Origin of the sequence: Halomonas sp. Mc5H-6, assembly GCF_024124705.1 — a bacterium.
Lineage (GTDB): Bacteria > Pseudomonadota > Gammaproteobacteria > Pseudomonadales > Halomonadaceae > Vreelandella > Vreelandella subterranea.
The window spans coordinates 92,342-111,458 of the sequence record NZ_JAMXSI010000010.1 but is presented as its reverse complement, the minus strand read 5'-3'; the positions used below and the strand labels follow the sequence as shown (position 1 = coordinate 111,458).

General features: G+C 59.6%; 20 protein-coding genes. 3 read left to right on the top strand and 17 right to left on the bottom strand.

The features are described 5' to 3' along the window. Positions 1 to 17: 17 nt before the first annotated feature. Both NH395_RS14185 and NH395_RS14180 read right to left on the bottom strand, forming a co-directional pair. Positions 18 to 401, bottom strand: coding sequence for a hypothetical protein (locus tag NH395_RS14185; RefSeq protein ID WP_253025752.1), 384 nt, complete (start codon positions 399 to 401; stop codon positions 18 to 20). 6 nt (positions 402 to 407) lie between these two features. Further along, positions 408 to 635 carry a DUF2835 family protein gene (locus NH395_RS14180; RefSeq protein ID WP_092827153.1) on the bottom strand — a complete coding sequence of 76 codons (228 nt, stop codon included), beginning with the start codon at positions 633 to 635 and terminating at the stop codon, positions 408 to 410. Between the two features lie 108 nt (positions 636 to 743). Between NH395_RS14180 and NH395_RS14175 the strand changes: the two genes are divergently transcribed. Then, entirely contained in the window at positions 744 to 1,391 is a 648-nt protein-coding gene (locus tag NH395_RS14175; protein WP_253025750.1) for a putative metalloprotease CJM1_0395 family protein, read from the top strand. 24 nt (positions 1,392 to 1,415) lie between these two features. On the opposite strand, the gene NH395_RS14170 is transcribed toward NH395_RS14175, so the two are convergent. The 11 genes from NH395_RS14170 to NH395_RS14120 form a co-directional block, all read right to left on the bottom strand. After that, the gene (locus NH395_RS14170; RefSeq protein ID WP_253025748.1) at positions 1,416 to 3,113 is read right to left on the bottom strand and encodes a GGDEF domain-containing phosphodiesterase; all 1,698 of its coding nucleotides are present in this window, start codon (positions 3,111 to 3,113) and stop codon (positions 1,416 to 1,418) included. Between the two features lie 523 nt (positions 3,114 to 3,636). Continuing rightward, positions 3,637 to 4,116 (bottom strand): C40 family peptidase, encoded by a 480-nt coding sequence (locus NH395_RS14165; RefSeq protein WP_253025743.1) that lies wholly within the window; start codon positions 4,114 to 4,116, stop codon positions 3,637 to 3,639. A 66-nt stretch (positions 4,117 to 4,182) separates the two neighbouring features. Continuing rightward, the gene (phnE, locus tag NH395_RS14160; protein WP_066316207.1) at positions 4,183 to 4,998 is read right to left on the bottom strand and encodes a phosphonate ABC transporter, permease protein PhnE; all 816 of its coding nucleotides are present in this window, start codon (positions 4,996 to 4,998) and stop codon (positions 4,183 to 4,185) included. A 45-nt stretch (positions 4,999 to 5,043) separates the two neighbouring features. After that, positions 5,044 to 5,877: a phosphonate ABC transporter, permease protein PhnE gene (gene phnE, locus NH395_RS14155; protein WP_253025742.1), complete on the bottom strand. Its 834-nt coding sequence runs from the start codon at positions 5,875 to 5,877 to the stop codon at positions 5,044 to 5,046. After that, a complete protein-coding gene (phnC, locus tag NH395_RS14150; RefSeq protein WP_253025741.1) occupies positions 5,874 to 6,716 on the bottom strand; it encodes a phosphonate ABC transporter ATP-binding protein in 843 nt (280 codons plus the stop codon). Before phnC ends, phnE (NH395_RS14155) begins: the two co-directional genes overlap by 4 nt. Positions 6,717 to 6,792: 76 nt before the next feature. Further along, a complete protein-coding gene (phnD, locus tag NH395_RS14145; RefSeq protein ID WP_253025740.1) occupies positions 6,793 to 7,758 on the bottom strand; it encodes a phosphate/phosphite/phosphonate ABC transporter substrate-binding protein in 966 nt (321 codons plus the stop codon). A 118-nt stretch (positions 7,759 to 7,876) separates the two neighbouring features. After that, complete coding sequence (locus NH395_RS14140) at positions 7,877 to 9,628, bottom strand: bifunctional diguanylate cyclase/phosphodiesterase (RefSeq protein WP_253025739.1); 1,752 nt, start codon at positions 9,626 to 9,628, stop codon at positions 7,877 to 7,879. Positions 9,629 to 9,733: 105 nt separating this feature from the next. Then, positions 9,734 to 11,665 carry an alkaline phosphatase family protein gene (locus NH395_RS14135; RefSeq protein ID WP_253025738.1) on the bottom strand — a complete coding sequence of 644 codons (1,932 nt, stop codon included), beginning with the start codon at positions 11,663 to 11,665 and terminating at the stop codon, positions 9,734 to 9,736. A 38-nt stretch (positions 11,666 to 11,703) separates the two neighbouring features. Continuing rightward, the gene (locus tag NH395_RS14130; protein ID WP_253025737.1) at positions 11,704 to 13,083 is read right to left on the bottom strand and encodes a HAMP domain-containing sensor histidine kinase; all 1,380 of its coding nucleotides are present in this window, start codon (positions 13,081 to 13,083) and stop codon (positions 11,704 to 11,706) included. Further along, entirely contained in the window at positions 13,080 to 13,754 is a 675-nt protein-coding gene (locus NH395_RS14125; RefSeq protein ID WP_253025736.1) for a response regulator transcription factor, read from the bottom strand. The genes NH395_RS14130 and NH395_RS14125 overlap by 4 nt, the downstream gene beginning before the upstream one ends. Positions 13,755 to 13,777: 23 nt before the next feature. Beyond that, the gene (locus NH395_RS14120) at positions 13,778 to 14,158 is read right to left on the bottom strand and encodes a hypothetical protein (RefSeq protein ID WP_253025734.1); all 381 of its coding nucleotides are present in this window, start codon (positions 14,156 to 14,158) and stop codon (positions 13,778 to 13,780) included. A 138-nt stretch (positions 14,159 to 14,296) separates the two neighbouring features. On the opposite strand from NH395_RS14120, the gene NH395_RS14115 reads away from it, so the two are divergent. Both NH395_RS14115 and NH395_RS14110 read left to right on the top strand, forming a co-directional pair. Then, positions 14,297 to 14,773, top strand: a complete 477-nt coding sequence (locus NH395_RS14115; protein ID WP_253025732.1) for a PepSY domain-containing protein — start codon at positions 14,297 to 14,299, stop codon at positions 14,771 to 14,773. A gap of 120 nt (positions 14,774 to 14,893) precedes the next feature. Then, positions 14,894 to 15,991 (top strand): DUF1853 family protein, encoded by a 1,098-nt coding sequence (locus tag NH395_RS14110; protein WP_253025730.1) that lies wholly within the window; start codon positions 14,894 to 14,896, stop codon positions 15,989 to 15,991. On the opposite strand, the gene proB is transcribed toward NH395_RS14110, so the two are convergent. The 4 genes from proB to rplU all read right to left on the bottom strand — a co-directional run bounded on the left by proB (position 15,988) and on the right by rplU (position 19,093). Then, positions 15,988 to 17,127: a glutamate 5-kinase gene (proB, locus tag NH395_RS14105; protein ID WP_066316224.1), complete on the bottom strand. Its 1,140-nt coding sequence runs from the start codon at positions 17,125 to 17,127 to the stop codon at positions 15,988 to 15,990. The genes NH395_RS14110 and proB overlap by 4 nt on opposite strands. Positions 17,128 to 17,167: 40 nt before the next feature. Beyond that, the gene (gene cgtA, locus NH395_RS14100) at positions 17,168 to 18,355 is read right to left on the bottom strand and encodes an Obg family GTPase CgtA (RefSeq protein WP_066316227.1); all 1,188 of its coding nucleotides are present in this window, start codon (positions 18,353 to 18,355) and stop codon (positions 17,168 to 17,170) included. 137 nt (positions 18,356 to 18,492) lie between these two features. Then, positions 18,493 to 18,750 (bottom strand): 50S ribosomal protein L27, encoded by a 258-nt coding sequence (gene rpmA, locus NH395_RS14095; RefSeq protein WP_066316237.1) that lies wholly within the window; start codon positions 18,748 to 18,750, stop codon positions 18,493 to 18,495. Between the two features lie 31 nt (positions 18,751 to 18,781). After that, positions 18,782 to 19,093 (bottom strand): 50S ribosomal protein L21, encoded by a 312-nt coding sequence (gene rplU / locus NH395_RS14090; protein ID WP_027337601.1) that lies wholly within the window; start codon positions 19,091 to 19,093, stop codon positions 18,782 to 18,784. Positions 19,094 to 19,117: the final 24 nt, after the last annotated feature.

Here is a 19,117-nt window from a genome sequence, read left to right as displayed (position 1 = left end):
GGACCTGCAGAGGGAACTTAGCGGTTCGCCAGAGGATGGCGGCGCTCACCCCGCTGATAGGCCCGCACATGCTGATAAATCTCAACGGCACTGCGCAACGCCTGTGCCTCGTCAGGGTCAAGGGTCACCTGCGGGCCTCTTTCACGGCCGTCGGCGTTCACCAGGGCCTCTACTTCCTCGCGATAGCGCGTCAACACATGCTCGAGGTGCATGCGCACAAGGCGCGCCTCCAGACGGAAAGCGTCCTGCTGTTCTTTGCGCCGCATGATCTCCAGTGGATCCGCGGACGCCTCCATGATGCTTTCCAGGGTATTGTTGATCAGCTTTTCGGCCGTATTGAGGTTGGGAATCACCTCGTAAACGACCTCATATAATGACACGTCAGATTTAGTATCGGGCATATACACTCAACAGATACCGAGCGGATGAATACTGATAAATCGGCCCATTTCAGAAAACTTTAGTCGGTAGTAACCGTAAACGCCGTCGTGAGTCATGACGCGACGCAGCGCCTCTGCCGGAAACACCACCCGGCGACCGTCAAGGCTGTAGGTATAGACCTGGGCAATGCGCCCCTCGTAGTGCGCCAGACACGCCTCATAGGAGAGATTAATCACCACATCAATCGTCTGCATCGCCTGTTTTCCTCGTCTCGGAGGTCCATTCAGCCAACGTTAACTTGCGCGACCGGCTTACCTCACCGATACTTTACGACACTTCTTTGTTTTCATGGAGCGCTTGCCATGACAATCGCCGTGTTGGGGGCTGCCTCGCTGTCAGCCTGGGCATCCCCCACTTTCAATGCAGGTTCGGCCAAGGTCACAACGGCTGAGCCCAAGGCGGCTAACGCGCCATCTGCAGAGCCGGAAGCCTCATCCGACGAAGTCTCATCGGACAATGCGACCCGTGGCGAATCGGCGGGCCCAAAGCGCGCCGACGGTACGCCGATGGCCCCAGAAGAAATTGAACAGCTGGAGCAGCTCAAGCAGACCGACCGCGCAGTCAGGCAACACGAGATGGCCCACCAGACGGTTGGCGGTGCTTATGCAGGCGGTGCAAGCTATGATTACGAAGTAGGCCCTGACGGCCAGCGCTACGCCGTCGCGGGCGAGGTGTCGATCGATTACGGCCCGGTACCTAACGACCCCAAAGCCACCATTGAGAAAATGCAAACCGTGATTGCCGCCGCGCTAGCCCCCGCCGATCCTTCACCAAAGGATTATCAGGTCGCCGCCCAGGCCAGGCAATATCTGCTCGAAGCCAAGCTTGAAGCGGCCATGCAAACCAGCGAAATGGCTCAGGCACGTGCCAGCGCAGAAGGTACAACACCGGCCAACGATACAACGACTGACAGCGCCCTGAACCCTAGCAACGCGCCAAGCGCTGCTTAAGCTGTCGGCTTTTTCGCCTGACGGTTAATGCGTCTTTCCAAGCCCGCTCCAGTCGTCCCGCTTGGGCCATGCCACCAACCATTTGGGCAGCTCTTCAGCGGGCATAGGACGCGCAATACCATAGCCTTGGGCTAATTCGCACCCACGCTCGATCAGCGCTTTGGCATGGGCCAGCGTTTCCACTCCTTCCGCCAGCATCGGCCGCTGAAAGCGGTTCGCCATGTAGATAACGCTCTCAACAATGGCCATGTCATCCGGGTCTCTGAGCATGTCGCGGACAAAGCTCTGGTCGATCTTGATCAGGTTCACCGGCAGCTGACGCAAATGTGTCAGCGATGAAAACCCGGTGCCAAAGTCATCGATGGCAAAGTTGACGCCCAACGCCTGGCACTTAGCCATAGTGGTAAGTGCAGCCTGTATGTCATGCATGGCGGCGCTTTCCAGCACCTCCAGCTTGAGCAGCCCTGGAGGAACCTGTGGATAGCGCGCCAGCAGCTCACCCAGGCGCTGGCTGAAATTGCCCAGCAGCAGGTGCGAAGGGCTGATATTGACGTTGATGGGCAGCATGATGCCCGCTGATTGCCACGCCACCAGCTGGCGCATCGCCTGTTCCAGCACCCACTCCCCAAGATCGACCTCGAGCGATGTCGCCTCAATGATCGGCAGGAACTGGCCCGGCGCCATCAGCCCCCGCTCGGGATGCTGCCAGCGAATCAGCGCTTCGACGCCGACCACCTGGCCAGTACGCATATCGACCTGGGGTTGGTAATAAAGTCGCAGTTCGTCGTTCGCCAGCGCATCCACAAAGCGTTGACGCTTCTCGTGGCGCACCTGCAGCTGCCGGTCGTGATTAGGATCAAAGACGTGGAACGTATCGCGGCCGCGCTGCTTTGCCCGATACATGGCCTGATTGGCATGACGCAGCAAGCCATCTCCCTGAGCCGGGTCATTGGGATAAAACGTCACTCCGAGGCTCGCCGTGAACTGAACCGTGTGCCCGTCTACAAATAAAGGGCGACGTATAGAGGCCAGCAAGTTCTCAAAGAAGGCTTCTTCCACACCATGGTGAAGCAATAATACAAACTCATCGCCGCCCACTCGAGCCAGCACATCGTCGCCAAACAGCAGATGACTGATGCGCTGACCGAAGGTCGAAAGCAGCGTATCGCCCACGCTCGAGCCCAAACGATCGTTGATCGACTTGAAAAAATCGATGTCCAGCGAGCAGACCGCCAGGGGCATCTGCTTGCTTTCAGCGTGTTGAATGGACTCCTGGATGAGCTGCGTTAGCAGTTGGAGATTAGGCAAGCCGGTCAAGGCATCAAAATAGACTTCCCTGTTCAGATGCCGAGCATGGGCAGGAATGGCCGATAAATCCGCCAGGACAATCACATGGTGGTCAACGTTGCCCTTATGGTCGCGCACCCTGTTAATCGACATCATGCCGGGATAAAACTGACCATCGTGGCTACGGTAACTCACCTGACTTTTACTGCGGTCGCGCAGTTGGAGCTCTTCACGCATCAGCCGGGTAGTGCGACTATCATCCAACGGCAGGATACTGAACGCCTCGGGTGTCTTGCCCTTTACCACGGCAAGCGGGCAGCCGGTGAGTTCACTAAAGGCCGGATTGACATCGATAACGCGGTTATCGGCGTCGGTAATGATAATCGCCTCGTTGGCATGCAAGAACGCCGCCTGAGCGGGTAACAGTTCGGACATAGTCGTGGGGTCGTTAGGCGTTAACGACGATACATGCAATTGAGGCAAAGACTGCACCTTTGGCATCGTAAAAGACTGGCTCATACGTCCTTGCTCTCCTCGTTAATTATAAAATGACAACGGTCATCGCCGCGCTACCACCCGCAAGAAGACACGACTTCGGTTTTGAAATCAACGCTCTTCATCCAACGTTTTTCAATCATAAAGATGCATTAATTCAACTTATTACATCACTAGGGTCGCCACAGTTCGTGGCCAATAAAAAAGCTTTACGCCCACAGGCGTTCACATGAACCAGTATCAAATTAGCAATAGTTTATACGAAATGAGACATAGTCGAAGCGACCATAAACGCATTGTGCTGACACAGGCGTGTTTTTTAATGGAAAATAATTCCATAAGCAACTATCGGCCGCCACGGTTTAATCTTTAGGGCAGGACAAGCATTCTGGAGGTGCAACGCTCAAAGAAGACGGTTGCAAGGCGCAAACGTTGCTTCAGAGCAGTTCAATGCGCAGCAACATCAAGGGGCTGGACTAGCGGCACCCAGAAAGCGCTGCTGCCAGTAGTCGATATCCAGGGGCACACTCACCACTTTGCGGCCGCTGCCGGGGGCGTGAATCATCTGCCCCTGACCGCGGTAAATGCCCACATGGGTGGCCTTCTGGCGTGAGCCAAAAAACAGCAGATCACCGGGGCGCGGGGCATCCACGGTGGCCAATTGGCGAAACTGCTGGTCGGCGGTGCGGGGCACGTTAATACCCGCCGCTCGATAGACCATCTCCACCAGCCCGGAGCAGTCCAGGCCGTCGGGCGAGTTACCGCCAAAGCGGTAGGGAGTGCCCAGCGCTTGCTGGGCATGGGAAAGAATCAGCGCCCGCTCCATGGACAAGCCCTGGGCATCGTCGAGGCGTTCATTGAGCACGGTGTCGCGGCTGGCACAGCCTGACACCATCATGAGGATTAGCACACCTACCACAGGTAAGCCGCGCGCGATGGGCATGGATGCGCCTCTAATTAAGCCGATTCGTCTATAGCATGGCGCAAACACCGCCACTCTGCAAAATGGTCATATAATCGCGTGCCGCACCCGGGCGGATATCCATTCGGACACCAAGACGGTGGCAAAAATCATTACGAAAATCACGCTGACCTGATCCCAGGCAAGGCTGTTGATCGAGGCGTTCAACTGCAGGCCGATACCGCCCGCCCCCACCAGACCCAGCACGGTCGATTCGCGGATGTTGATATCCCAGCGGTAAACGCTGATACCGGCAAACGCCGGCATGACCTGGGGCAGTACGCCATAGTTCATGACCTGCATGCGGCTTGCTCCGGTCGCGCTGATCGCCTCGACCGGCGTGGGATGAATCTCTTCGATGGATTCGTAGAGCAGCTTGCCCACAAAGCCGATGGAACGCAGGGCGATGGCGATAATGCCTGCCAGCACGCCGGGGCCCAGAATGGTCACCAGCAGCATTGCCCAGATCAGCGAGTTGATCGAGCGCGACGACACGATCACCACCAGCGCGGCGCTGCGAATCAGCGGATGCGGCGTGGTATTGCGAGCCGCCAGAAACGCCACCGGAAAGGCCATGATAATGCCCAGCGCCGTGCCCAGGGTGGCAATGTTCAGGGTGTCCCACATTGGCTTCCACAAGACATTGGCGTAGCCCCACGCCGGTGGGGTCATGCGGCTGATCAGGTCGGCTCCCTGGCGGCCGGCGTCTTCGACAAACACCCACATGGTGTTATCCGAAATCAGCTTCCAGCAGAGCAGAAACAGGCTGACTCCTGCCAGCCAGGCCAGGTACTGCAGCCATTGTGCGCGGGTCGTACGCCGCCGCCAGACCGGTTGACCCAAAGGTGAGGTGGAAACGGGCATTCAACTTCTCCACAAAATATCGATTCAGCAAGGACTGATTCAGGGTTACTGGGTCCAGCGGCGGACATGGCTCGAACCGTATTCGCACAGCAGGACGATGGCGATGATGATCAGCAGGATCGCCGCGGAGGTATCATATTCGTAGCGGCTAAGCGAGGTGTTCAAGGTGGCCCCGATACCACCTGCGCCGACAATCCCGATTACCGAAGATTCGCGGAAGTTGATATCCAGGCGGTACATGGAAAGCCCGATCAAACGCGGCATGACCTGGGGTTGAATCGCGTGATTCATGGTTTGCCACCAGCTGGCCCCCGTGGCGCGCACTGCCTCGACCTGCCGCCAATCCAGGTCCTCGATATCTTCGGCCAGCAGCTTGGCCATGAACCCAATCGTCGCGAACGCCAGGGTAATCATGCCGGCAAAAGGCCCGAAGCCGAACATCACCACGAACAGGATGGCGATGATGACCTCCTGAAAAGTGCGTGATACCGCAATGATCGCCCGGCAGACAGTGTAAATCGGCAATGGTACAATATTGCGCGCGCCCCCCAACCCGACGGGTATCGCCAGCAGCACCCCAATCACCGTGGAGGTCAGCGTCATGGTCAAGCTTTCCAGCAGGCCCGCGACGATATCGTCGTAACGGCTGACAAAATCGGGCTGCATAAACGCGCCCAGAAAATTCACGGCACGGCCCGCCCCCTCGGCCACGCGCTCCCAGTCCACCTCCACCGAGGCCAGTGCCAACACAAGATACACCAACACTCCAAGGACAATGCCCCAGCGCAGCCGCGGGCTTTCGATCAGCGGTAGCCGCCGCCACTCGCCGCGGCGCGCCGCTTGCTGGCGCGCTGTCAACATCTCGGCCTGCTCGCTCATCGTCCGCCTCCGACGGCCATTGCGGGGGCCGCGCCGTACGAGCCTGTATCTCGCTGGTCTTCGCTAACCTCGTCATCCATTGGTTCGGGCGTGGTATCCCAGTCTTCTTCGCCGTAGATCGTGGTGAGGATCTCGCTGGTGAGCTCACTGGGGTCACCGTCGAAGACGATTTCACCCGCCCGCAGTCCGACGATGCGGTCGGCAAACTGCTTCGCCAGGGCCACATCATGGATATTGATAATCGCCGCCAGATCGCGCTCGGCACATAGTTCGCGGATCAAGCGCATGATTTGACGGGAGGTTTTCGGGTCAAGGCTGGCAGTAGGCTCATCAACCAACAGCAGCTTGGGGCTTTGCAACAGGGCCCGGGCAATCCCCACACGCTGGCGCTGACCGCCCGATAACGCATCGGCACGTTTATCGATTGCGTGGGTCAAGCCAACCCGCTCCAACAGCCGAAACGCTTCCACCACCGCTTCCTGAGGGTAGCGGCGCAAAAAGCTGCGCCAGAACCCCACGTAACCCAGCTGACCGGAGAGCACGTTTTCCATCACCGTGAGCCGGTCAACCAGGGCGTACTCCTGAAAAATCATGCCCATGGAACGCCGCGCATGACGCAGCTTGTAGCCTGAAAGCTTGGTGAGCTCGGTATCTTCCAGGCGAATGCTGCCCTGGGTGGGCTCTACCAGCCGGTTCACACAGCGAATCAGGGTGCTTTTACCGGCCCCGGATGGCCCAATCAGCGCCATCACCTGGCCGTTGGGGAGCGTCAAGTCTATATCGGTCAGCGCCCGGTCCCCGGTTGGGTAGCGCTTGGCGACACCACTGAGTGTCAACATTTTCTTACCTCGCGTGTATAGCGAAACGGCCAGAAAGGCGAGCCTTCCTGGCCGGTTAACAACCTCTATCCCGCGATCAGTCGCAGTCGTAGGTCACCCCATTGGCATCGGCGATGGTGCGAATCACCTCCCAGTTATCCTGATAGGTGATGGGGATAAACTGGGCTTCGCCGGAGTTGGAGAATTCTTCTTCCAGAGCGGTGCCCTCCCAGTCGTAGCTGAAGAAGGCGTCCTGGATATCCTCCGCCAGCTCGGGTGCCAGGTTATGGGCCGTGCCGTAGGCGGTGGTCGGGAACGTTTGCGAGGTATAGATGACCTCGTAATCACCTTCTTCCACAACGCCACGCGACAGCATCCGACGCGCTACCGAGTTGGCGATGGCCGCCGCTTCGTAGTCTTCGTTGACCACGCCCAAGACTGAATTGTCGTGTGAACCCGAGAACGCTGTCTCAAAATCTTCCCCCGCTTCCATGCCGTACTCAGAACGCAGCAACGCTGAAGGCGCGCGGAAGCCCGAGTTGGAGGTCTCGGAGGTGAATGCCAGCTGGCGGCCCTGCAGGTCTTCAACGGACTCAATGCCGCTGCCCGGGTAGGTGATAATTTCCATTTCATAGCCGAAGCTACCGTCCTCGGCGGCCATCATGGCAAAGGGACGGAAACCGCCGCAGTTGACCGCCACTGGCACGCCACCGGTGTTGAAACCGGCGACGTGCAAACGGCCCGCGCGCATGGCTTCCTGCTGGGCAGCGTTGGACTGCACCGGGAAAAACTGTACCTCTTTGCCCGTCGCCTCGCTCAAGTGATCAAGAAAGTCAGACCAGACATCGGCATAAACTGCGGGGTCTTCCACCGGCGTGTAGGCAAACACCAGCGTATCCGGGTCAACCCACTGGGACTCATCGCTGGGTACATCCGCGATCAGATCGCCGTCCGTATCCTGGTAGCGGCTGGAAAGATCAGCCTGAACCGCCACGGCGGAGAAGGCAAAGGCACTGGCAACGGCGGCGCTGATGAGGGTACGAGGAAGAGATAACATCTGCATGGATCACCTGATGTGTTATTAGAAGACACAACGATACTGACGCTCTCAGATGACAGGGGCGGGACATTTAGATGACCCCTTCGTGACGTTTTGACGAACGTGATGTGTCACGACGCTTTCAAGCTGGCAGCTTTGGGGCTGTGCGACGCTCCACAAACAGGCTGTTGCCAGGGATTTTTTTGGCCTGTTTTTTTAACTCCGAAAGCTCGGCAGCGACATCCAGGGCCTTACAGTCGGCAGCGGGAGGAATCGGCTTGACAGCAATCGAGACGCTGACGAACGGGAAAAAGCTGGTTGTCCCCTGCCGGTTCTCAATGTGGATTCCACCACGCTTACGGTCGTCCTCTTCATAAAACCCCGGGGCCATCAATTCCATATGATGCAGGATCTGCTGGCACGCTTTTTCCCAATGCGCCAACGGCAGCAGCAGCATGAAATCATCCCCGCCGATATGGCCGATAAAGCCACCGACGCTATCCGCCTGGGCCTCCAGCAGCCGGGATAACGAAATGATCATATGATCGCCTCGGGCATAGCCGTAGGCGTCGTTAAAGGCCTTGAAATTGTCCAGGTCGACATAGGCAGCGGCCACTCCCTCACCGGCATTCAGGTAGCGCCCCAGGGTTTCATTGATCAGGATATTGCCCGGCAAGCCGGTAAGCGGGTTGGCATGGCGCGCCTGGCGAACCTGGATGGCGGTAATTTCACGCAACAGGTCGACAATATTGCCCATGCCCAGGTAGTGGCTGTTTTCGTCGACAATGACAAAGTCTTCCTGCTCGATATCGCGGCTATCCGTAAGTTGCTGACTCAATATTTCCAGCGGCGTACTGGCATTGGTGATCAATGACTTGTTGTCGGCGACATCCAGCACGCAACGCTTGGCATACAGCGCATGGCTGTAGGGGTTAGTAAACAAGGTTAAAAACGCATTACGGCGTACCACGGCCACTGGCTGGCCGTCATCGACCACCGCCACACAGCGAAGGCTCGTCTGCTGTCGAAAGCGCTCGGCCAGCGTGAGAACAGCGCAGTTGGGGGTGACCGCGTCAATCACCTGACAGATCGAACGGGCCGTTCGTCCGGCGTTGCTTGCCAGCGGTTTGGCGGCAGGCAGCCGCATATGCAGTTGCAGCGGTGGCTCCGTGCTGGGCCTGGAAAAATAAAACCCTTGAAGCAGGGCCAGGCCACGATCAAGCTCCCACAGACACAGGTGCTCGGCGGCGGTTTCAACGCCCTCCGCAATCAATTGGCAGTCCAGGCTACGCGCGACATCCAGAATGGAACGCAGAAACTCGCGCTTGGCAGGCTCCTGGTCAATCCCCGAAATAAAGTGGCGATCCAGTTTGACAAAGTCCGGGCGCAGTTCCGACCAGTGGCGCAGGCTTGAGTGGCCCGCGCCGAGATCGTCCAAGGCCACCTGAAAGCCCATCTGGCGATAGTGATCCACGGCCTGGCGCATCAACTGGTAATCATGAATGGGCACATGCTCTGTCAGCTCGATCACGACACGTTCTGGAGGAAGGCCGCTTTCGCGAATGAAGCCTAGCGTCAAGCCTTCGCGAAAATCACGTTCCAGAATGGTGAGCGGCATGACGTTCAGAAATAGCAGGCCAGGTAGCTGAAGTTCTGCAAAGCGACAGATTGCCAGGCGACGGCAAAGCAGGTCCAACTCAACCAGCAGCCCAGCCTGAGTGGCGACTTCAAACAAGCGCAGCGGCGAATAAAGGGGAGAATTGCGAGGCCCACGGACCAATGCCTCGTACCCATAGATGGCTTGCTGGCTGGCATCCACAATGGGCTGGAAAAGAACCTGCAGGTCTTCTGTATGAATGATGCGGTTAAGCCACTGCGCTTCTTGTGCGGTCATTGCCTGTTCGTCACATTAAATAACAATCGGTTATCCCTAGCGTTTTTGTCCATCCGCTAAGCGTGGGCCAATACCGTGACGAAATGATGACAGACGCTATAATCCCTAACCCGCCGCCGGTATATCGGGCGGCGGGAAGCAGGCCTCCCCGCCACTGGCGTCCAGCTGGCGAATGTCGATCGGGCAGCCGTGTTCGTCGAGGGTCACCAGCCCGATACCGCTGGCATTCCAAAGCCGTTCGCCAGCACTTGCACGGTCGGGGTCCCGGGGGTGAACACTCAGTTTACGGCGTTTGGTAAACCAGTTGAGCGGCGACCAGGGGGCATACAGCCAGCGATTGAGCCGGTCGAAGGTGTCCAGCAGCGAATCGGGAAAGGTATTTTTGACCCCGCTGGAGGTGATCTGCCATAGCCTAGGCGCCTGTTTGCGGTGACGCACCACGATGTCGTAGGCAAAGGAGTAGTGTACATCCCCGGATAGAATCACGTAGTTGCCGGGGGTTTTGGAATGCTGCCAAATCTGTAGCAGCACGTTTGCGGCCCCGCGATGCGCCATCCAGTTTTCGGCGTCGACCATCAGCGGTTTGCCAGCCAGGGTAAACAGCTTCTGGATGCCTTCGATCAGCTTGACGCCGAACATCGGCGCGGGAGAAATGATCACCGCGCTGGGCGCCCCGATCAACGCTTGCTGCATTTCGATCAGCGCCTCCCAGTCCATCAAGCCGGAAGGGCGTTGCGGGTGTCGCTCGTTACGCCAGCGGCGCGTACGGGTGTCCAGCACGATCAATGGCGGTTCGCCGGCGACCTGAAACGCCCAGCCCTGGAATGCCAGCAGGCGGTCAATCAGCCCATCCTGGGCCACGTTGGCGAGATAGCCGTTACTATCCACCGACTCGAGCATCGCCGCGGCCTCGTCAACCAGCGGGTTGAGGTTTTCCGGCGCGTTGCCCCATCCCTGACAAAGCAGGTAAGCGATCAGCGCGTTGCCGATAATCTGCTTCGAGAACGGGTGGCCATAGGCACTGCGCTCCCACTCGGCGGTCAGGTTCCAGTCGTCGGTTACATCGTGGTCGTCGAAGATCATCAGGCTGGGTAAATGCGCCATGGCGCGCGCACATTGGGGCAACCCCGCCACAAACGCCTCAATCACGGCCTGCTCCTGCTGATAGAGCGCGGCGTCCTTGTCACCCAGTGGTGGCTGAGTGGGCGCGATGACCTGCCATGCCACGGGCGACCACACCAGGCAATACATGGCCAGCATTTCGCCCAGCGTCATCAGGTGATTCTGCGCATTGGCCGAGGTAAAGACGGGCTTTTTCACGCCGCCAAAAAAGCGTTCGCGTAGCGCCACGTTGCTGGTGGTATCCGGTAGCAACTGGCTGCGCTGGTAGTAGCTGTCTGGGGACGCATAGAGCGCCTGGCTGTCGCTGATGGTCGCCCCTTCCAGATACTCGTCGACCAGTCCTAGGCGTTCCGTCAGGGCATGAATCGCCCGCAGCATCGGCCCTGCCACGTCATCCACATACACCTGGTCGCCGGTCATCAGCAACCACGCGGGCCATTCACCTGGCGCCGCCTGACGCTCGCCCAACCACTGGTCGGCACGCACCAGGCCGTCGGCGCTATCATGGTGGGGCTTGCGGCAGGAGCCGTGCATCAGGCGATGATGCCGCGAGGCGATCACACAACCCGGATAGTCCTGGTCGTCGTAGCATAACCACGGCGCCCATTCGGGAAGTGACTGGTAACCGCCATCGCGTTGCTGCACTTTCAGGTCATAGGCAATGCGCTCATCACGGGGCAAAGGGCTCGCCAAGGGCACGTCGATCAAATGGATAAACGCATGTTGCCCGACCGGCAGGCATTGCTGGTAAGCCGCGAGCGGATACGTCTGCGCTTGCGGCTCTCCGGGATGCAACACCAGGGACATGGTGAGCGGCCGCGACGTCAGGCACCACATCACCCACCGAGAAGGGGTGATACGGCGCAGAATGGGGCCAACCAATACATCCGGGAGGGCTGCCGCGGGGTGGCTCATTGATCGCTCCTTGCCTGTTCGGTGTTCGTAATGCGTTTTCAGCGGCTATCCGGGCGGGGCACCACAACAACGGGCAGCGTTATGGTGACCGCCAACCCACCCAAGGTGGCCCGCTCAAGCTGCATATCGCCGCGATACAGGGCGACAAGGTCGGCAACGATGGCGAGCCCCAAACCGCTGCCCGAACGTTTCTCATCCAGCCGCTTGCCCCGCTGAAGCGCTGATTGGCAATCAGCAGCGGACATCCCGGGGCCATCGTCGCTGACACACAGCTGGAGGTGTTCGCCCCGTGCCTCCAGGGTCAGGGTGACCTCGCCCTTGGCCCAACGCAGGGCGTTATCCAGAATATTGCCGACGATCTCCTGGGCGTCCTGGGTATCCATGTGCGCTTGCATATCGCGTTGCAGGGTATGCTGAAGATGGATACCGCGGCGCTGGGCCAGCCTTGCCAGTCCGCTTACCAGCGGCGCCAGGGCTTCGTTGAGCGCTATGGGCGCTACCCTGCCGCCCTCGCCGGCCGCCGAGGCGCGTGCCAGATGGTGGCGCACGGCGTTGTCGATACGTGTCAGCTCCGCCTCCCAGGCGCTCTGCTGCTCGGCCGGTGCCTGACGGGCCAGCAAACGCATCACGCTGAGCGGCGTCTTCAGCGCGTGGGCCAGATTGCCAGCGGCATGGCGGCCACGTTCTATCAAGCGTTGGTCGCGGGCCAGTACGGCGTTCATGGTGGTGGCCAGGCTGGCCAGTTCATCGGGCAGCCGGGTATCCAGCTGCTGCGCCTCGCCGTTTTCCACCTCGCGCAAATTGGCCCGCATGCGCCGCAATGGGGCCAGCCCCCAGCGGATCTGTAGCGCCAGCACCGCCAACAGCAACCCGCCCAGACCGATCAAACCGCCCCATAACCACTGCTGAAACTGGCGCACATTGTTCATCAACGCCTGATCTTCAGCCGCAACGCTGATATGCAGCGGCTGCTCCAGCGGTGCCAGTTGGATATCGCGCTCGACCAGGCGCAGCGAGCTTGCCCGGGGACCGCTAACGGTTCGTGCGATGAGGGTATTGCCGTCATGGGTTGGCAGACGCTGATCCCATAGCGAGCGCGAGGTGAGCGTGTGCTGCTGGCCATCGGTCATCTGCCAATACCAGCCGGAGTAAACCTGATCGAAACGCGGATCACCCAGATCACGATCAAAGACCAGGCGCTGCTCGACACGGTCGAAGGCGACCCCGGCGATGACCACATTGAGCAAGGCTTCCAGACGATCATCGAAGGCTTGCGTCGCCGACTCACGGTAGTGGTGGGACAGCAAGGACCCCGCCACCGGTAGCCCAACGATGACGATCACCAGAGTCGCTACTAACAGACGGCTGGCGATTGAGCGACGCGCAAAGCGGCCTTGCCAATATGGCCAGGGCATCATCCCGCCGCCGACTGCTCGGCCAACAGGCGGTAGCCCTGGCCGCGCTGGGTGACAATACGCCATGCGCCCAACTTGCGGCGTAAGCGGCTGACCTGCACATCGATGACGTTGGAATCGGGTTCATGGTCACGGTCATAGACGTGTTCGGACAGCTCGGTGCGGCTCACCACCCGGGGCGCGGCGTGCATCAAATAGCTCAACAGTCGCGTTTCCTGGGCGGTCAGCGACACGGGGCGCCCCGCTAACGCCACGTGCTGGGTATGGGTATCCAGGCTTAACTCTCCCACCCTGAGCACCGGATGCGCATGCCCATGGCTGCGGCGTACCAGCGCGCGCAGGCGAAACAAGACCTCAGCGGATTCAAACGGCTTGGTGACATAGTCGTCAGCGCCAGCGGAAAAACCGGCCGCTTTATCGGCCCACCGTTCACGCGCGGTTAAAATCAGCACCGGCAGATCAACGCCGTCTTCCCGCCATGCCGCCAGCCAACGAATGCCGTCACCGTCGGGCAGTCCAACGTCCAGAATCAAGCTGTCGTACGCTTCGGTGCGCACCAGAAAATCGGCCTCCTGGCCGTTGAACGCATGCTCCACCAGCCAGTCACCATCGCGTAGTGCCTGGCCCAGTTCGCGGGCTAACGCCTGGTCATCCTCTACCAACAAACACTTCATCGGGTCACCACTGTTTCTGCCTTCTATTCCGTGCGGCGCATGTCGTTGATCCTGACGCCTTCCATCTCCATAAGCTGCCCGGTCTGACCATCAAATTCAAACTCTACCACCTGGTTTTGCGGACCAAGCAGCTTGATTTCATACTCGATGTAGCTACCTTCACGCTCGACCTCAACTTCCAGTACCTCGCCGATATAATGAGCCTCCAGCCAGTCGAGAATGGTTTCCAGCGACACCACCTCACCCTCGCTGACCTCGCCGTGCAGGGTCTCCCACGAAGAATCAGAAGATGCCTGCCCCGCGACCAGACCAAGCACCATCATTCCCCCCAGCATCATGCGACGCAGAGCAGGCGGGGTATCACGGCATTGCCGCGTTGCCAGGAAGGAGAGGAGGTGTTTCATTGCCATAGCATGCCAAAGTCAACATGAACGCTAGATGAACCGCTTTGTCAGCTTAAGGAAAGCATAGCGGGGGTATAACGTCACTGTCGCATTCGCCGAATGCCGTTTACCACCTCGAATGGAAAGAAGGAATTAACCATGAATACGATGAAAAAAATGCTGATTATCCCGACCTCGGCGTTACTGCTTACGGCTGCAGTGGGCACTGCCCAGGCAGATTCTCTGGCGATGGACCGGATTGACGACGTACTGACCCATGCCAACGATTACGGCTTCAAGCATTTCGAAGAGATCAGCATCAAGAGCCGTGGCCGCGCAGAAGTCGAAGGCTGGCTGGACGATGAGTGGTACGCCGACGTCAGCTTTTCAATCGATGACGGCGAAACCCAGGAAGAAAAACGCGAGCGGTTGATTACCGGCGCCTGGGGCATGGACGAAGACGATATTCGCCAGGCGCTGGACGTTGCCAGCCAGGAAGGCATGGTCGAGTTTGAAGATATGGATATCGACGAAAGCGGCGTTATCGAGATTGAAGGGCGCGACGAAAACGGCCGTGAACTGGAAATCAGTGTGCGCCAGGGCTCCTACGATATTACCCAGATGGATCGCGACTGATCTTTAACCATGTCGTTTTACGGGCTCCCAGGGGGAGCCCGTTTGCGTTACTGCCACCCGCCCCTATCAATCCCTGATCATGCGCCTGCAGAGACGGCCTCTTCCATATCAGCGGTAAGCGTGTTACCAAAAGCCGTCGTCATTACGCTTTATAACCCCCCCATGCCCTGGGAATTCCACCATGATCAGCCATTGCCTGACCGCCAGACTACGCGGGCCGGAGAACAACGCTTGAAGCCGCCCGGTTACCTGGAAGGTGTGGCGTCGACACATCAAGACGCCTTATTGCGTGATCTCGCCTGGCTGGTCGTGACACCGGATATCGTGGCGTTCCCGCCATCCAGCCCATTTTCAGGCCGCCCCAGTCAGGCCGAGCTGGGGTTAACTGGCGCCCTGGAAACCTGGCTGAATGGCTTGGCGATACCGGCGCTGGCCCGCAATGGTCGTCAAGCTAGCCGAATGGGGCACTATCACGAACAGCTATGGCACTGGCTGCTGGACCGCGCGCCCAATACGCGCCTGCTGGCCCATAACGTGCGGATTACCCGCAAGCGCATTACCTTGGGCGAGCTGGACATGCTCTACCGCAGACGGGTTTACCCAGCACCGGTGCACCTGGAAGTGGCGATCAAGTTTTATCTGGGCTTGCCCGAAGGGCCTGGCGACGCCACCAGCCAGAACCGCTGGATAGGCCCCGGCGGTCTGGATAGCCTGGCACTGAAATACCGCCATTTGCAGCGCCATCAGTTGCCACTGTCTTCCACAATACCCGCGCTGGAAACACTCGGCCACTGGCTGGCCCCTCGGGATACAGGCCCTGTAGAGGCGGACCTTGGCGGGCAGCTAACCCAGCGGATGGCCATGCCGGGCGTGCTGTTTTATCAATGGCACGCGCCCATGCCATCGCCGGAGGGTGCAACCGTTGCACACCGCAGAGGACGCTGGTGCCACGTTAGCGATTGGCCAGCGTTTGCCTCTACGCTCCCCGCTGATCTTCTGGTGGCCTGGCTCGAAAAACCGCATTGGTTGGCGCCGCCAACGTTTGACGCCTTCAAACCAGCGTCACAATCACTGATGCCGCTATTGGCGATGGCCCGGCATCAGCCGCAGCAGGTCATGATATACCTGCCCTCGACCCAGCGCTGCGAGCGGCTGTTTATCGTGCCCGACAACTGGCCGCGCCAGGTGCCTTTACCACCGCGTTTGCAAGCGAATTAAACCACCACCAGATTATCCCGGTGAATCAACTCGTGAGCCTCCACGTAGCCAAGGATGGCTTCAATTTGATGGCTTGGCTTGCCCGCTAGCTGGCGGGCCTCATCGGCACCGTAGTTGACTAATCCTTTCGCCACGGTCGTGCCCTGTTCATCGACACAGGCCACCATATCGCCGCGCTTGAAGCTGCCCTGGACGGTGCGCACGCCAACGGCCAGCAGGCTGGAGCCTTTATCGCGCAGTACCTTGACCGCGCCAGGGTCCAGCACCAGGGTGCCACGCACCTGGAGTTGCCCTGCCAGCCAGCGTTTACGCGCCGCGATGGGGGCTTGCTCCGGTCGCAGCAGCGTGCCCAGCACCTCGCCCGCCATGACCCGGGTGATGACATCGGGCTGCCGACCACTGGCGATCACCGTGACCGCACCGGAACGGGCCGCCAATTGAGCGGCGCGCACCTTGGTGGTCATGCCGCCCCGCCCCAGCGACCCGCCGCTACCGGCAACGGCCGCCAGGCGCGGGTCGTCGGCCCGGGCCTCGCCAATCAGCTGTGCGTCTGGGACGTGGCGGGGATCCGCATCGAACAGGCCTTCCTGGTCAGTCAGCAGCAGCAGGGCGTCGGCTTCGAGCAAGTTGGCGACCAGGGCGCCCAGGGTATCGTTATCGCCAAAGCGAATCTCATCGGTGACCACGGTGTCGTTTTCGTTGACCACCGGGACGACGCGCATTTCCACCAGGGTGCGCAATGCGGATAGCGCGTTAAGGTAGCGCTTGCGGTTGGAAAGGTCGTCGTGGGTCAGCAGAATCTGCGCGGTCAGCACACCGTGGCGGGCGAAGTGCTGCTCGTAACACTGGGTCAGGCCGTTTTGGCCCACCGCCGCCGCAGCCTGGAGTTCGTGTACCGCGCTGGGGCGTGCCTGCCAGCCCAGCCGCACCATGCCAGCGGCAACCGCACCCGACGACACCAAGACGACCTCGATGCCTCGCTGGTGCAGGGCCGCCACTTGATCGACCCAGCGGCCAATCGCCACTTCATCCAGGCCACGACCGTCATTGGTCAGCAGCGCGCTGCCCAGCTTGACCACGACGCGGCGAGCCCTGCTCAACGCCGCTCTACCCAGCACCGACTCATTGCTTGCCACGTCGCTCTCCTCCTTTTTGGCGCCCTTGCGCCTTTAGCCCTCAAGGCGCGTATTCGACGTCCACATCGTAATCATCATCGTCGAAGTCGTCGTCATCTTCATCGTCGCGTTTGCGCTTGCGGCCGAGTCGCGCTTCGGTGCGGGCCACGGACTCTTCCTCCATGCGCCGACGCATTTCCTGCTCCCGGGCATGGGCTTCTTCGTCTTCGTGTTCCAGGCGCTGCTGCTCGGTAAGCCAACGATAGGCTGCCTGCACCAGCTTGTCGGTGCCGTCGCTGCTGATCGCCGAAATGCGGAACACCGGTCCCTGCCAGTTCAGCGCATCGATAATCGCCTGGGCGCGCGCCTCGCGCTCTTCTTCATGCAGCAGGTCGAACTTGTTCAGCACTAGCCAGCGGGGGCGCTCGGAAAGCGCCGGCGAGAACTGGCCCAGTTCGTGAACGATGGCCTTGGCCGCTTCGACCGGGTCTGACTCGTCGAACGGCGCCACGTCGACCACATGAAACAGCAGCCGCGTACGGGTCAGGTGCTTCAAAAAGCGCAGCCCAAGCCCCGCACCATCGGACGCGCCTTCGATCAGGCCCGGCACGTCGGCCATGACGAAGTGCTCGTGCATGCCCAGCTTTACCACGCCCAGGTTGGGCACCAGGGTGGTAAACGGATAGTTGGCCACCTTGGGCTTGGCCGCCGATACCGAACGAATCAGCGTCGACTTGCCCGCGTTGGGCATGCCCAGCAACCCCACATCCGCCATGACTTTCATTTCAAAGCGCAGGTTGCGGCGATCCCCCTCGGTGCCCGGCGTGGTTCGCCGGGGGGCACGGTTGGTGGACGACTTGAAGTGGATATTACCCAACCCGCGACGGCCGCCTTCGGCCACCAGCACGACCTGACCGATCTCGGTCACATCGGCAATCACTTCAAGGGTATCCTCGTCGATCACCGTTGTCCCCACCGGCACTTTGACGTGCAGGTCTTCTCCGGCCTTGCCGCTCATCTGGCGGCCCATGCCGCCCTGGCCGTTTTCGGCTTTGTAGAAACGCTGGTACTTGAAGTCGATCAGCGTATTCAGCGCATCGTCACCAATCAGGTAAACGCTGCCGCCGTGGCCGCCGTCGCCCCCGTCAGGGCCGCCTTTGGGCACGTATTTTTCGCGGCGAAAGCTGAGACAGCCATTGCCGCCTTTTCCCGCCTCAACAATGATGGAGGCTTCATCGACGAACTGCATTGGTTTCTCCCGGCCGCTTTCGCCGCCCGATAGTCACCCGACCTTTGCTTCATGCGTTCAGCAAAAGGGGTTAACAGACAAAAAAGCCCCGCCATGGCGGGGCTTTTTCTCGCAAATGCGAGCGCAGCGTTAGCCGTTTACTCGGAAACGATGCTAACGAACTTGCGGTTGTGCGGACCCTTGGTCTCGAACTTCACATAGCCTTCGTTAAGAGCGAAGAGCGTGTGGTCGCGACCCAGGCCAACGCCGGTACCGGCGTGGAAACGCGTGCCGCGCTGACGAACGATGATGCTGCCGGCGCTCGCTGCCTGGCCACCAAAGAGTTTCACACCTAAGCGTTTGGACTCGGAATCGCGACCGTTACGCGTGGAGCCGGCTGCCTTTTTATGTGCCATTGCAAAATCCTCCTGAAAGGGAATTGGCCGCTTACGCGGAAATTCCGGTAATTTTGACTTCAGTAAACCACTGGCGGTGGCCCTGGCGCTTCATGCTGTGCTTGCGGCGACGGAACTTGATGATCGTCACCTTATCACCGCGGCCGTGGGAAACCACCTCGGCAGACACTTTTGCACCGCCAACCAGCGGTGCACCGACATTGACGTCGTCACCGTCGGCTACCAGCAACACTTGGTCAAACTCGATCGTCTCGCCAGTGGCGACTTCGATCTTTTCAAGCTTGAGGGTCTGGCCTTCCTGAACGCGGTACTGCTTGCCACCGCTTTTAATAACTGCGTACATGTCTCTCTCCGGACGTCAATATTG